The 12,896-nt window shown below is 54.7% G+C and carries 14 protein-coding genes; 9 read left to right on the top strand and 5 right to left on the bottom strand.

The features are described from left to right. Nucleotides 1-3: 3 nt before the first annotated feature. Together flgM and flgA are read right to left on the bottom strand one after the other, a co-directional pair. Nucleotides 4-315 (bottom strand): flagellar biosynthesis anti-sigma factor FlgM, encoded by a 312-nt coding sequence (gene flgM / locus ACX9GT_RS15345; protein ID WP_473187596.1) that lies wholly within the window; start codon nucleotides 313-315, stop codon nucleotides 4-6. Between the two features lie 700 nt (nucleotides 316-1,015). Continuing rightward, a complete protein-coding gene (flgA, locus tag ACX9GT_RS15340; RefSeq protein WP_473187595.1) occupies nucleotides 1,016-1,684 on the bottom strand; it encodes a flagellar basal body P-ring formation chaperone FlgA in 669 nt (222 codons plus the stop codon). A gap of 158 nt (nucleotides 1,685-1,842) precedes the next feature. Here flgA and flgB point away from each other — a divergent pair, with 158 nt between their 5' ends. The 9 genes from flgB to flgJ all read left to right on the top strand — a co-directional run bounded on the left by flgB (nucleotide 1,843) and on the right by flgJ (nucleotide 9,036). Further along, nucleotides 1,843-2,250 carry a flagellar basal body rod protein FlgB gene (gene flgB, locus ACX9GT_RS15335; protein WP_473187594.1) on the top strand — a complete coding sequence of 136 codons (408 nt, stop codon included), beginning with the start codon at nucleotides 1,843-1,845 and terminating at the stop codon, nucleotides 2,248-2,250. Between the two features lie 5 nt (nucleotides 2,251-2,255). Continuing rightward, nucleotides 2,256-2,660, top strand: coding sequence for a flagellar basal body rod protein FlgC (flgC, locus tag ACX9GT_RS15330; RefSeq protein ID WP_473191603.1), 405 nt, complete (start codon nucleotides 2,256-2,258; stop codon nucleotides 2,658-2,660). 12 nt (nucleotides 2,661-2,672) lie between these two features. Continuing rightward, nucleotides 2,673-3,380 (top strand): flagellar hook assembly protein FlgD, encoded by a 708-nt coding sequence (flgD, locus tag ACX9GT_RS15325; protein WP_473187593.1) that lies wholly within the window; start codon nucleotides 2,673-2,675, stop codon nucleotides 3,378-3,380. A 60-nt stretch (nucleotides 3,381-3,440) separates the two neighbouring features. Further along, nucleotides 3,441-4,679, top strand: coding sequence for a flagellar hook protein FlgE (gene flgE, locus ACX9GT_RS15320; RefSeq protein ID WP_473187592.1), 1,239 nt, complete (start codon nucleotides 3,441-3,443; stop codon nucleotides 4,677-4,679). 12 nt (nucleotides 4,680-4,691) lie between these two features. Beyond that, nucleotides 4,692-5,447: a flagellar basal body rod protein FlgF gene (locus ACX9GT_RS15315; protein WP_473187591.1), complete on the top strand. Its 756-nt coding sequence runs from the start codon at nucleotides 4,692-4,694 to the stop codon at nucleotides 5,445-5,447. Between the two features lie 17 nt (nucleotides 5,448-5,464). After that, entirely contained in the window at nucleotides 5,465-6,247 is a 783-nt protein-coding gene (gene flgG, locus ACX9GT_RS15310) for a flagellar basal-body rod protein FlgG (RefSeq protein ID WP_459402283.1), read from the top strand. A gap of 64 nt (nucleotides 6,248-6,311) precedes the next feature. Next, on the top strand, nucleotides 6,312-6,959 hold the full coding sequence (locus ACX9GT_RS15305) for a flagellar basal body L-ring protein FlgH (protein WP_473191602.1): 648 nt from the start codon (nucleotides 6,312-6,314) through the stop codon (nucleotides 6,957-6,959). Between the two features lie 35 nt (nucleotides 6,960-6,994). Continuing rightward, on the top strand, nucleotides 6,995-8,095 hold the full coding sequence (locus tag ACX9GT_RS15300; protein ID WP_473187590.1) for a flagellar basal body P-ring protein FlgI: 1,101 nt from the start codon (nucleotides 6,995-6,997) through the stop codon (nucleotides 8,093-8,095). Then, nucleotides 8,095-9,036 carry a flagellar assembly peptidoglycan hydrolase FlgJ gene (flgJ, locus tag ACX9GT_RS15295; protein ID WP_473187589.1) on the top strand — a complete coding sequence of 314 codons (942 nt, stop codon included), beginning with the start codon at nucleotides 8,095-8,097 and terminating at the stop codon, nucleotides 9,034-9,036. Before ACX9GT_RS15300 ends, flgJ begins: the two co-directional genes overlap by 1 nt. A gap of 154 nt (nucleotides 9,037-9,190) precedes the next feature. On the opposite strand, the gene ACX9GT_RS15290 is transcribed toward flgJ, so the two are convergent. From ACX9GT_RS15290 to ACX9GT_RS15280, 3 genes are all read right to left on the bottom strand, one after another. Continuing rightward, nucleotides 9,191-10,075 carry a DMT family transporter gene (locus ACX9GT_RS15290; protein ID WP_473187588.1) on the bottom strand — a complete coding sequence of 295 codons (885 nt, stop codon included), beginning with the start codon at nucleotides 10,073-10,075 and terminating at the stop codon, nucleotides 9,191-9,193. A 149-nt stretch (nucleotides 10,076-10,224) separates the two neighbouring features. Further along, nucleotides 10,225-11,121 (bottom strand): aspartyl/asparaginyl beta-hydroxylase domain-containing protein, encoded by an 897-nt coding sequence (locus ACX9GT_RS15285; protein ID WP_473187587.1) that lies wholly within the window; start codon nucleotides 11,119-11,121, stop codon nucleotides 10,225-10,227. A gap of 180 nt (nucleotides 11,122-11,301) precedes the next feature. Further along, nucleotides 11,302-12,513 carry a benzoate/H(+) symporter BenE family transporter gene (locus ACX9GT_RS15280; RefSeq protein ID WP_473187586.1) on the bottom strand — a complete coding sequence of 404 codons (1,212 nt, stop codon included), beginning with the start codon at nucleotides 12,511-12,513 and terminating at the stop codon, nucleotides 11,302-11,304. Between the last annotated feature and the right edge of the window lie 383 nt (nucleotides 12,514-12,896).

Below are 12,896 nucleotides of genomic sequence, written 5' to 3'. Positions count from 1 at the left end.
CCTTTAACCGTCGCCGAGCATCCATTGCGCATCATTTTGCATCTGTTGTAACAACGCATCGGCAATTTTTCCGGCATCCATTTTCAATTCACCGCTGCGGATCGCCTGTTTGATGGCTTCCACCCGGTTCATATCAATATCCTGCGTACCCGGCTGCATCAGGCGCGCCTGCGCGTCACTCAGCTTAACCTGAGTGCCGCTGACGGCCGGTTCCTGCTGCACGCCTTTGCGCGCTGGCAGGGTGTTCTCCGCGGTCGTTTCTCGCGGTTGTACCGCAGGAACGGGCGGCAACCGCTGAGTGCGATCGATACTCATGTTCCATCTCCAGTCGTACCACTTGCTGTGGTTTATATCATGTATTGCCCTGCGGGCCAGTGTTCCCTCTCCCTTGGGGCTGTCTCTTATACACAACGTGTTCGTCTCTGTAAGTCAGGTGTAATGGGAATTGCCGTAAAAGATCATAATCCGATAGAACAATAATGGACGGCAATTGCAGGGCCCAAGGCGGGGCCCTGCACCCACGCCTACGCTTAACATGGTCTGCCCGCTGCGCGGGTACCTTCGCTACGTCCCCGTTGCCGGACGGGTCGGCTCAATTCACGTCCCTGTTCATCTCGCCTCAACCGGCCCTCCATGGCCGGTTGCCCCTGGCAACGGTGTCTTGCTCAGCAGGCCATGATGCGCTCAACGTCAACACCCGAATCTGTGAGTAACGGGCAAATTTTACAATGGTATTGATAACAGCGTGTCAAACTAGTGTTGCTTTGTTAGCCATGCTGGTCGGTTAAGGCTAACCAGTCCCCTCTCCCTTGGGGAGAGGGTTAGGGTGAGGGGGAGCCAAGATCACCGAGCTAAAGCTCCACACCTCGGCCCTCACCTTTAGCATTGTGCCGTATTATTCGGCATGCTTTATTTAACTGACTGATATTAAACCTGGTGCCCCTTTCTCATCGGGAGAGGCGCGAAAATATTTCACAATTCTGTTATCGGCACGCTGCAGCAAATCTTTAATTTTTTATAACGCAATCCGAATCGTGCCGTCAGGGTGGGCAATACCGCTGACGATCTGCCCGGAAACCATCCGTACCCGCACGCTGTCTTCCGCTGCGGCATTGTTCATCGCCTTGCCCGTTCCGCTGATGTTAAACCCGTCCCCCTGCGCGATTACCTGCACCGGTTGCCCCGCTTTGATCACCCAATCGCGCCTGAGCATTGCCAGGCTCAGCGGCTGCCCAGGGCGGAGATTACGCAGGCTGATGGCGCCGATCGCCTGGCGGGTTTGCGTCAGCGTGCGCGGCGGCAAAGTATCCAGCCGCCCGGTTTTCAGGGTGATATCGGCGGCAGTCAGTTTGCTGCCCGCCTCGATCCCGCGCGTGGAAACCAGATAGTGGCCAATCGCCTGCACCTGAACCTGGATAAAGCGCCGCTCCTGGCCACAGCGGACCGAAACGCTGAGGTTGCCCCAGCGCCGGGCATTTTGCGGCAACGCAAGCTGTGGGGCTTCACACTGCGGCCATTGGCCAACCGGGGTACGCACCTGTACCTTGAGCTCGATCGAACTATCAGCCAATTGCACCCTGATAAAACGGTTAATTTGCGCCGCCAGATCGTCGGCCCGCGCGCTCTGGCCGAGCAGCAGGGCGGTGAGCAGCAGGACGGTGATACCCGGCAATTTACCTTTCATTTTCGCCTTCAAATGCAGTAACGCGGTATCTCAGTGTACCCATGGCCTTCGCCGGTTAAACCGGCAAATAGCCGCGCATTTTGCCCTTATTCCCGCGATGGGTGGGGAATAGCGGCGTTTATGCTAGCGGTTCCAAACTCTCATCTCGTGAGGAAAGCATGCTCGACAAACTGGACGCAGCGCTGCGCTTTGGCCAAGAGGCGCTGAACTTACGTGCCGAGCGGCAGGAGATCCTGGCCGCCAACATTGCCAACGCAGATACGCCGGGCTATCAGGCACGCGATATCGATTTTGCCAGCCAACTGAGCCAGGCGATGGCGCAGGGGCGAGCCAGCGGCATTGCGCTGAATCTGACCTCGGCCCAGCATATTCCGGCGCAAAACGCGCAACCCCTGTCGCTCGCGTTGCTGTTCCGCGTACCGGATCAACCGGCGCTGGACGGCAATACGGTGGATATGGATCGCGAGCGTACCCATTTTGCCGATAACAGCCTGAAATATCAGACTGATCTGACCCTGATGAGCGGGCAGATCAAGGGCATGATGTCCGTGCTGCAAGGAGGATAATGCGTATGTCGCTACTGAATATTTTTGATATCTCCGGCTCGGCGCTGTCGGCGCAGTCGCAGCGGATGAACGTCAGCGCCAGCAACATGGCGAACGCCGACAGCGTCACCGGCCCAGACGGCCAGCCGTATCGTGCCAAACAGGTGGTGTTTCAGGTAGCCGCTGCGGCGGGGCAAGCGACCGGCGGCGTGCGCGTGGCGCAAATGCTGGACGATCCGGCCCCCGATCGCCTGGTGTTTCAACCCGGCAATCCGCTGGCGGACGCCAAAGGCTACGTGCGCATGCCCAACGTTGACGTGGTGGGTGAAATGGTTAACACCATTGCCGCTTCACGCAGCTATCAGGCCAATGTTGAAGTGTTGAACACCACCAAATCCATGATGATGAAAACCCTGACGCTGGGTCAGTAACCGGAGCTTGTTATGGCGATTGCCGCAACCACCAATGAATCATTGGACAACAGCATTGCCGGTGCCAACGGCCGCAACAGCACCAGCGCAGATTTACACAACAATTTCCTGACGCTGCTGGTGGCGCAATTGAAAAATCAGGATCCGACCAACCCGATGCAGAACAACGAACTGACCACGCAGTTGGCGCAGATCAACACCGTCAGCGGCATTGAAAAGCTGAACACCACGCTCGGGGCGATTTCCGGCCAGATCGACGGTAATCAGTCAATCCAGGCCAGTACGCTGATTGGTCACGGTGTGATGGTGCCGGGGAAGGAGATCCTGGTGGGCAATCAGGGGGGCAAGGTGAGTACCACGCCTTTTGGCATCGAACTGGAGCGCAGCGCCGATGCGGTCACTGCTGCCATCAGCGACGCCAGCGGCAAAGTGGTTCGCACCATAGATCTCGGCGGGCTGAGCGCAGGCGTGCATTCGTTTGCCTGGGATGGCTCGCTGGACGATGGCACCAACGCCCCGGACGGGGCTTACCGCGTGGCGATTGGGGCTAAAAACGGCAGTGAACAGTTGGTGGCGCAGCCGCTGCGTTTTGCCAGGGTCAATGGCGTCACGCGCGGGGCAGATGGCGCGAAACTGGATCTGGGCATGGCGGGATCCGCCACGCTGGGCGATGTACGCCTGATCTTATCCAAATTCGGTGGTGCGGATAGCAGGGAATGAACTCCTTCGTCGGCAACGGACTGCTGAGCCCATTCTAAAATTCTATTTCCGGAGAATAACATGGCTTTTTCTCAAGCAGTCAGCGGTCTGAACGCGGCAGCCACCAACCTGGATGTGATCGGTAATAACATTGCCAACTCCGCGACCTTCGGTTTCAAATCCGGCAGCGTTTCCTTTGCGGATATGTTTGCGGGCTCCCAGGTTGGGCTGGGGGTGAAAGTGGCGGGGATCACTCAGAACTTCAAAGATGGCACCACCACCAATACCAACCGTTCGCTGGACATTGCCATCAGCCAGAATGGTTTTTTCCGGATGCAGGATGCCGACGGTGGGATCTTCTTCACCCGCAACGGCCAGTTCAAAATGGATGAAAACCGCAACATTACCAACATGCAGGGCTTGAGCCTGACGGGCTACCCGGCCAGCGGTATGCCGCCAGCGATCCAACAGGGGGCCGAACCGGTGCCGCTGAATATCTCGGAAGGGATGATGATCGCGCGCGCCACCTCCTCCGGCAGCATGGTGATTAACCTGAAATCCACCCATCCGGTACCGCAAGTGACGCCGTTTGCGCCGAACAAAACCGACTCGTTCAATTACGTCAACACCGTTACCACCTACGACTCGCTGGGCAATGCCCACAATATCAACGCCTATTTTGTCAAAACGGCGGATAACCAATGGGATGTTTACACCCAGGACGGCAGCGTGAGCGGTTCTCCCGTCGGGAAAGCGGGCAGCCTGAATTTCAATACCAGCGGGGTTCTGACCGATACGCGGGATGCGGCGGGCAATCCCAGCGCCATGCCGTTCAACCTGGTGGTACCAATGTCGGCCAAAGACGGTGCTCCGGCGCAAACCTTCAACCTGAGCTTTGCCAACAGCCTGCAACAGAACGTGGGCAGCGATTCTGTCAGCAAGCTCGCTCAGAATGGTTACGCCACCGGTGAGTACAAAGGCTTTGAGATCAACAAAGACGGCAGCGTGGTAGGGGTGTATTCCAACCAACAGACCCAACTGCTGGGCCAGATCGTTCTGACCAACTTCTCGAACCCGGAAGGGCTGGCAGCGCAGGGTGACAACCTGTGGAAGGCCACCGGCACGTCAGGCCAGCCGCGCGTGGGCCTGGCCGGTGGTGGTGGGTTTGGCACGTTGACCAGCGGTGCGCTGGAATCTTCCAACGTCGATCTCAGCCAGGAATTGGTGAGCATGATTGTTGCGCAGCGTAACTACCAGTCGAACGCGCAGACCATCAAAACCCAGGACTCGATCTTACAGACGTTAGTCAGCCTGCGTTAAGAGGACTGAATTATGGATCACGCGATTTATACCGCCATGGGCGCAGCGCGCCAGACGCTGGAACAACAGTCGGTTACGGCAAATAACCTGGCCAACGCCTCTACGCCCGGCTTTCGTGCGCAACTGACGGCGCTGCGTGCGGTGCTGGTCGATGGGCCGAGCCTGCAAACGCGCACTTTGGTCACGGCCTCCACGCCGGGGGCCGATATCAGCCAAGGGCCGCTGAATTACACCGGCAGGCCGCTGGACGTGGCGTTGCAGCAGGACGGTTTTCTGGCGGTCAGCCTGCCGGATGGCAGCGAAGCCTACAGCCGCAACGGCAGCATTCAGATCTCTTCCAGCGGGCAACTGACGGTGCAGGGGCAGCCGCTGATGGGCGACGGCGGGCCAATTGAAGTCCCTCCCCAGGCGCAACTCACCATCGCGGCAGACGGCACCATTTCGGCGCTGAATGCTGGCGATCCGCCGAATACCGTGGCGCAAATTGGCCGCTTGAAGCTGGTGAAGGCCGAGATGCGCGACGTGATGCGCGGTGATGATGGCCTGTTCCATCTGACCGCCGCCAGCCAACAGCAGCGGGGTAATACGCTGCAAAACGATCCGCAGGTGCGGGTGATGCCGGGGGTGCTGGAAGGCAGCAATGTTAAACCGATGGAAACCATGGTGGAGATGATCGCCAACGCCCGCCGGTTCGAAATGCAGATGAAGGTCATCCACAGCGTGGATGAAAACGCACAGCGCGCCAACGCCTTGCTGTCAATGAGTTAAGTGCAGAGGAAGATGCCATGATCCCATCGTTATGGATTGCCAAAACCGGTCTGGATGCGCAGCAGACCAATATGGACGTGATCGCCAACAACCTAGCCAACGTCAGCACCAACGGTTTCAAACGCCAGCGCGCGGTGTTTGAAGACTTGCTGTACCAGACCATGCGCCAACCGGGGGCGCAGTCTTCGGAACAGACCACGCTGCCTTCTGGTTTGCAGATTGGCACCGGCGTGCGCCCGGTGGCGACCGAGCGCATCCACAGCCAGGGGAACCTGTCGCAGACCAATAACAGCAAAGACGTGGCGATCAAGGGGCAGGGGTTCTTTCAGGTCATGCTGCCGGACGGTAGCCAGGCTTATACCCGCGACGGTTCGTTCCAGATCGATCAGAACGGGCAACTGGTGACGGCCAGCGGTTTTCAGGTGCAACCGGCGATCACCATTCCCGCCAACGCTTTGAGCATCACCGTGGGCCGTGACGGGATCGTCAGCGTTACCCAGCAGGGGCAAACCACTGCTCAGCAGGTGGGGCAACTGACCCTGACCACCTTTATCAACGACAGCGGCCTGGAGAGCGTGGGCGAAAACCTGTATCAGGAAACCGAAGGTTCCGGCGCGCCGAATGAAAGCACTCCCGGCCTGAACGGTGCCGGTCTGCTGTATCAGGGGTATGTGGAAACCTCTAACGTCAACGTGGCGGAAGAGTTGGTCAGCATGATCCAGACTCAGCGGGCTTATGAAATCAACAGCAAAGCGGTATCGACCTCCGATCAGATGCTGCAAAAGCTGACGCAGTTGTAACGGGTGGGAGATCGCCGTGGTAAGCACCGATTTAACGGTTTGTCGGCTGTGCCTGGTGCTGCTGATGCTCAGCGGCTGCGCCTATATACCGCGCACGCCGCTGGTAGAAGGGGCGACCACGGCGCAACCGGCACCGGCAGGTGCGCCAGTGCCGAACGGCTCGATTTTCCAGGCGGCACAGCCGATGAACTACGGCTATCAACCGCTGTTTGAAGATCGTCGGCCACGCAATATCGGCGATACCCTGACCATTGTGTTGCAGGAAAACGTCAGCGCCAGCAAAAGTTCGTCGGCCAATGCCAGCCGCAACGGGGCGAGTACATTCGGCGTGGCGACTTCGCCGCGTTATCTCGACGGCCTGCTGGGCAATGCGCGGGCTGATATGGCGATCTCCGGCGACAGCACCTTTGGCGGCAAAGGCGGGGCCAACGCCAATAACACCTTTAGCGGCACCATTACCGTGACTGTCGATCGGGTATTGGCCAACGGCAACCTGCACGTGGTGGGAGAAAAACAGATCGCCATCAATCAGGGCACCGAATTTATTCGTTTTTCTGGCGTGGTCAATCCGCGCACCATCAGCGGCAACAACGCGGTCACCTCAACACAGGTGGCAGATGCGCGCATCGAATACGTCGGCAATGGTTACATCAATGAAGCGCAGACCATGGGTTGGTTGCAGCGTTTCTTCCTGAATATTTCACCGTTTTAAACTAGCGCGTTTCAAGACCGGCCAGCGAGGTGACAATGTTAAAGAAAATAGTATTGATGCTGCTGATGAGCGCACTGACGTTGCCCGCTCACGCCGAACGCATTCGTGATTTGGTTAAGGTGCAAGGCGTGCGTGACAACGCCCTGATCGGCTACGGGCTGGTGGTGGGGTTGGACGGCTCCGGCGATCAGACCATGCAGACGCCGTTTACCACCCAAAGCATGAGCAATATGCTGTCGCAACTGGGGATCACCGTACCGCCCGGCACCAATATGCAGTTGAAAAACGTGGCGGCAGTGATGGTGACTGCCAAGCTGCCGCCATTCTCCCGCGCGGGTCAGAATATCGACGTGGTGGTGTCCTCCATGGGCAACGCCAAAAGCCTGCGCGGTGGCACTTTGCTGATGACGCCGCTGAAAGGCGTGGACAATCAGGTTTACGCGCTGGCGCAGGGCAACGTGCTGGTGGGGGGAGCCGGGGCGGCGGCTGGCGGCAGCAGCGTGCAGGTCAACCAACTGGCGGGCGGGCGTATCAGCAATGGCGCGATCATCGAACGTGAACTTCCCACCACCTTTGGTCAGGACGGGATGATCATTCTGCAACTGAATGATGATGACTTCACGCTGGCGCAGCAGATCAGCGATGCCATCAACCGCCAGCGCGGCGGTGGCACCGCATCGCCGCTGGATTCGCGCACCGTACAGGTGCTGGTGCCGCGCGGCAATAGCTCACAGGTGCGTTTTCTGGCGGATATTCAGAATATCAGCATCAACATAGGGGCGATGGATGCCAAGGTGATCATCAATTCCCGCACCGGTTCGGTGGTGATGAACCGCGATGTGATGCTCGACTCCTGCGCAGTGGCTCAGGGCAACTTATCGGTGGTGGTCGATCGTCAGGAGATCGTCAGCCAGCCAGATACCCCACTGGGCGGTGGTCAAACGGTGGTGACGCCCAATACTCAGATTTCGCTGCAACAGCAGGGCGGATCGTTACAGAAAGTGAACGCCAGCGCCAATCTGAACAACGTGATTCGTGCTTTGAATGCGCTGGGTGCTACGCCGATCGATCTGATGTCGATTCTACAGGCAATGCAGAGCGCGGGCTGCCTGCGTGCCAAGCTGGAGATTATCTGATGAGCAGCGATCTGATGGCGTTGTCGGGCGCAGCCTATGATACTCAGGCGCTGAACGGCTTGAAACGCGATGCCGCCGCCGATCCGCAGGGCAATCTGAAGCAGGTCGCTCAGCAGGTCGAAGGCATGTTCGTACAGATGATGCTGAAAAGCATGCGAGCCGCCTTGCCGCAGGACGGTGTGTTGAGTAGCGATCAAACCCGGCTGTATACCTCGATGTACGATCAGCAGATCGCCCAGCAGATGACGCAGAAAGGGTTCGGGCTGGCAGAGATGATGGTCAGACAGCTTTCTGCGGCGAATATTGAGCCAAGCGAAACGGCGGGCACCGTGCCGATGCTGCTGGATAATCAGGTGCTGCAAAGGCTGCCGCTGCGGGCGCTGGAGCAGATAGTGCGCCGTGCGTTGCCGAAAGCGCCAGCGGTAGCCGCCGTACCGCTGAGCAATGGCAACTTTGTCGCGCAGTTGTCGGGGCCAGCAAGGATTGCCAGTTTGCAAAGCGGTATTCCGCATCAGTTGATTGTGGCGCAGGCGGCGCTGGAGTCAGGCTGGGGCAAGCGCGAAATCCCCACCGCCGAGGGAACGCCCAGTTACAACCTGTTTGGCATCAAGGCGGGCAGCAGTTGGGATGGGCCGGTGACGGAAATCACCACCACCGAATTTGAGCAAGGGGTGGCGAAGAAGATCAAAGCCCGTTTTCGCGTTTACAACTCCTATGTGGAAGCGATCGGCGATTACGTCAAACTGCTGACCAACAACCCACGCTACGCCAATGTGGCCGCCGCGCGCAGCCCGGAGCAGGCGGCGCACGCGCTGCAACAGGCCGGTTATGCTACCGATCCGCACTACGCCAAGAAACTGGTCAACGTGATTCAGCAGATGAAAAGCGCGGGTGAGCAGGTGGCGAAGGCCTACGGTCAGGGGGGGGAGGAGTTGTTTTGAGGGATAGCAGCGGTGTTTGTACGTTTACATAGCCAACGAGTTCTCGTATCTGGTCATGTACCGATTGATCAACAGGGCCAAATTGTTGGTTATTTAGCTTGTCCGCTGGCATCCAGACACCCATTCAATATTGCAAGGAGAAATTGGCTTACCTTCAGCAGTTATTCTGACTTCCTGCCGATCTCGACGCCATGAAGACAGCACCTAAAATAATGAAACCTCCAAATAAGGTACGTATATCAGGTATCTCATGCAGAAAAAGCGCTGCCAGACAGATACCATAGACAGGTTCTAGATAAACAAACAGGCTTGCCGTTTGTGCTCTGACAAACCGCATGCTAGAGATAAACAACGTGTGGGACAACGCCGTACAAAATAGGCCAAGAAACAATAACTGGGCACCGATGTACCATGAGTCCGGTATCATCGACATGTGGACTAGAGGCAGAAGGATTAAAGCCGCAAATGCGTTCTGATAAGCGGCAATTTTTACTGGATGGGTATTCTGCACTAGCGTACGGTTGGCAAGTTGAACGATAGCAAACGAAAACCCGGATGCCAAACCCCATAAAGGACCGATTAGCTCCCGCATGTGCGGATTTACCTGAGGTATAACCAGCCACAATCCAAACATCAGCACTGGTACAAGCTTAAGGTCGCTCATTCTAATAGTAGACCTGTCGATATACGGTGCGAGCAAGATCACGAAAACTGGAAAGCAGGAAAACGTCAGCAAGCCGACCGCCACACCTGCTAGATGTATCGCGCAGAAAAAACTGTACCAATGAAAGGCGAGCAGTGACCCAGTAATGAGAAAGTGCCAAATTTTCAAACGGTCGATTTGGAGTGGAATTCGCTTGAAAAAAGCGAAGCAAATGAGTGCCAGAGCGCCAAGGCTGGCACGCGCTTCAACCAGAATAATGGCATCGACCCTCGTTGCTTGACCAATGATCCCCGCTAAGCTGAAAAGAAGCGTAGCAAAGTGTAGTTGGAACACAGCAGAATGCGTGCTGTTGCGTAACAGGGCTATCTTTAGCATAAAACTTCCTGATTTCTGGATTTATGCCGTCAGAAGGCCCAACATCCACTGGTATATAAAACAGTGGCGATAGCATGTTTTCGAGTACACCGTTGCAAATTGTAACCATGTTCTCACCACCAGAGAAATGACAATTATTACCCTACGATTTAGAAGAGGCTCTTGCGCAGCGGGAATCGTTCGTTCATAACACGTGAGCCTATATAAAACTCCTGCATTTTCTCGCAATGTTCGATGATTTCCGGCCGTTTTGTCCGTTGTGCGACGGCGATGAGATTCTTGTAAATGTCGCTGACGGGTGCCTCGAAACGCAACTGTATTTCTGACAGATGAACCAAAATCTTCTCTGCATCATCTTTTTCCTTGAGACGCTCTGACAAAGTATCCAGATAGTCATCAAGGTCATCCTGTTCCAGACTCGATCGTGCAACTAGTGCAGGAGCGAGCGTCTCGTCATAAATCGACTGATCCTTGAAGATCAGCGAATAGTGCGGGTTTGGAATGTTCGCATATTGGAAGTCGAGGCTAAGGATGCGACGGTTATCAAAGGAAAGATTCAATGCAGCATGTGGCACCGTAGACTCAAGAATCCATATATCGCCCTTTCTCATCCTGAATACTCCGAATTTTTCTTCCGTATGATACGAATCGAGGCATGTATCGAGCGGGATCAATATACGGACATAGCGATCCTTTTCTTCAGAAAGCTCCAAGAAGTCGGTGTGCGGAATGACCAACCCTTTGACCAAGTTACGCACCCGAGCCATGCGTAGATGCTCCACATCGAAACATTCCTCGATGATCTTACTAAGATACGATGTTGCAGTTCCGACCTGAGTTTTAATGGCTGGGTGGCCGTAGTCAGAATACTGTGTATCAGTCCATTCACCGGTTCTGTTCCAAAGCGAATGATTGATCCATGTACCCGAACTGAATTCATCATATTGCTCTTTGATGATCGGCAGTTCGGAAAGCTTCTTCAGATCGTTCTTTAACAAAACATTATCGAAATTGATATGCCCTATGAGGCGGGTTTCGGTCGCCATTAGTCTTTTCTCCATTCCTACTAGTTATAAAACGACATGTTCCTGATATGTCGCATGCCAATACATTGCATATTAATTCGCAAAATTTGCATTTAAACTCAACTTCTCACAGGTGAGTTGAAAGTCGGTTTAACTCGAGTAGTCGATAAAATATCGTCCAGTAAGCCAACATTATAAAAACTAGCGGGTCGCTGTTTTAGTGTCCTTTTGTTCCACATCACTACTGACTTTCCGGCGTGATAGGGCAAACTCAAACACAATGCCAGCGACTAATCCCCAAAGGGCAGAACCAAGGCCAAAAAACGACATGCCCGAGACTGTTACAATGAAAGTAATTACAGAAGATTCACGTTGATTTTCGTTAGATAGCGATACCGCTAGACTTGACACAAGTGTGCCAAGCAGGGCAAGACCTGCGAGAGTTGTCGTCAATCCCTCAGGCAAACGGGCGAATAATGCAATAACGGATGCACCAAAGACACCAATGCATAGATAACCTATCCCGCATACAACACCGGAAACATAACGCCTTTTTGGGTCTTCGTGACATTCCGAACTAGCACACATTGCGCCAACAATGGCGGCAGGATTAATCCCCGAATTTCCAAAAAATGCGAGCGGAATAGACATCAGCCCACTGGTACCGACGACTGATTTTGGCGAAATATCATAACCAGCATTACGCAGGATATGAATTGAGGTCGCGTATTGGGTCAACGCTAGCAGTAACAATGGCAAGCCCAAACCAACCAGCGATTCCAGGGAAAATGTTGGGTAAGTCAGTATGGGCTTCGCGATGTGTAAGTTAAGACCTTCGGCTGCAAAGTTAGTACCTGGTAAGGCCACGATCACGCCAACTACCAACGCAATCGCTACGGCATAACGGGCAATGATGCGCCGACAGATTACGTATGTAACGATGACAGGCAAAACTACGGCGGGCGTAGACTGCAGAGACAGGAAAATCCGGGCACAGAATTCAAAAAGCACGCCTGCAATCATGGCCGAAAGTAGGTGTGCAGGCAGATACTTGATCAGCTTGGTAAAAACTCCTGATAACCCGAGAATAGCAATAATAACTGTGATCACGAGGTAGCACCCGATCACATCACTAAAGGAATAATGCGCTAGACCCGTTATAAGCAAAGCGACACCAGGTGTAGACCATGCACCAATAACAGGCATTCGGAGCCTTATGCTTAGCCAGAGTCCGAGTGCCCCAGCACCAATTGAAACAGCCCAGATCCATGTGGACAAAAGTTCATGTGATAAGTTACCTGCTTGCGCTGCTTGCACGACGATCAGAACAGGGCCACTGTATGTCGCTACTAAAGCAATAATTCCCGCTATCGCTGCGGAGACAGAAAAGTCTGCCCGTATCCTTGAAAACATGTTACGTATCCTATTTACATTCATTTATCTAATGTTTCTTCAACGTAATGCATGCGTAACTTTTCGTCAACAATAATAAAACAAATGATTTGCATTCATTCAGTGAACAAATAAGCCGAAGCGTTACATTAAAATAACAACAACTTAATGAATGTTTCACGCAAGGCTGTCCTGTTTTTCGTAGCCTTCAGATATCCTGTTGCTAGTAACGTCGTAGTTGCTAAATAGCTCTATGGAGTGTCACCCTTTCGTCATGACATCCCTTGCATCTTGCCTTCCCCCAGAGCTTCGACTCACGTTGCCAATGCACGCCTCAATCGCCGATAGCTTGTTCAGTCTGCATCGCCCCTGCCGCAGATTTTTCGATCAACGAGTTGTTCCTT

It is taken from the genome of Serratia sp. YWN4 (genome assembly GCF_055790845.1).
The sequence above is the reverse complement of the archived record's forward strand: the minus strand, read 5'-3'. Positions and strand labels throughout refer to the sequence as shown.

Bases quoted from the DNA above. Each gene is read 5' to 3' on its own strand.
- flgA (WP_473187595.1), bottom strand. From the start codon at position 1,684: ATGAAAGGTAAATTGCCGGGTATCACCGTCCTGCTGCTCACCGCCCTG.
- flgG (WP_459402283.1), top strand. From the start codon at position 5,465: ATGATCCCATCGTTATGGATTGCCAAAACCGGTCTGGATGCGCAGCAG.
- flgD (WP_473187593.1), top strand. From the start codon at position 2,673: ATGGCGATTGCCGCAACCACCAATGAATCATTGGACAACAGCATTGCC.
- flgC (WP_473191603.1), top strand. From the start codon at position 2,256: ATGTCGCTACTGAATATTTTTGATATCTCCGGCTCGGCGCTGTCGGCG.
- ACX9GT_RS15305 (WP_473191602.1), top strand. From the start codon at position 6,312: ATGCTCAGCGGCTGCGCCTATATACCGCGCACGCCGCTGGTAGAAGGG.
- flgM (WP_473187596.1), bottom strand. From the start codon at position 315: ATGAGTATCGATCGCACTCAGCGGTTGCCGCCCGTTCCTGCGGTACAA.
- ACX9GT_RS15285 (WP_473187587.1), bottom strand. From the start codon at position 11,121: ATGGCGACCGAAACCCGCCTCATAGGGCATATCAATTTCGATAATGTT.
- ACX9GT_RS15315 (WP_473187591.1), top strand. From the start codon at position 4,692: ATGGATCACGCGATTTATACCGCCATGGGCGCAGCGCGCCAGACGCTG.
- ACX9GT_RS15280 (WP_473187586.1), bottom strand. From the start codon at position 12,513: ATGTTTTCAAGGATACGGGCAGACTTTTCTGTCTCCGCAGCGATAGCG.
- flgJ (WP_473187589.1), top strand. From the start codon at position 8,095: ATGAGCAGCGATCTGATGGCGTTGTCGGGCGCAGCCTATGATACTCAG.
- ACX9GT_RS15290 (WP_473187588.1), bottom strand. From the start codon at position 10,075: ATGCTAAAGATAGCCCTGTTACGCAACAGCACGCATTCTGCTGTGTTC.
- flgB (WP_473187594.1), top strand. From the start codon at position 1,843: ATGCTCGACAAACTGGACGCAGCGCTGCGCTTTGGCCAAGAGGCGCTG.
- ACX9GT_RS15300 (WP_473187590.1), top strand. From the start codon at position 6,995: ATGTTAAAGAAAATAGTATTGATGCTGCTGATGAGCGCACTGACGTTG.
- flgE (WP_473187592.1), top strand. From the start codon at position 3,441: ATGGCTTTTTCTCAAGCAGTCAGCGGTCTGAACGCGGCAGCCACCAAC.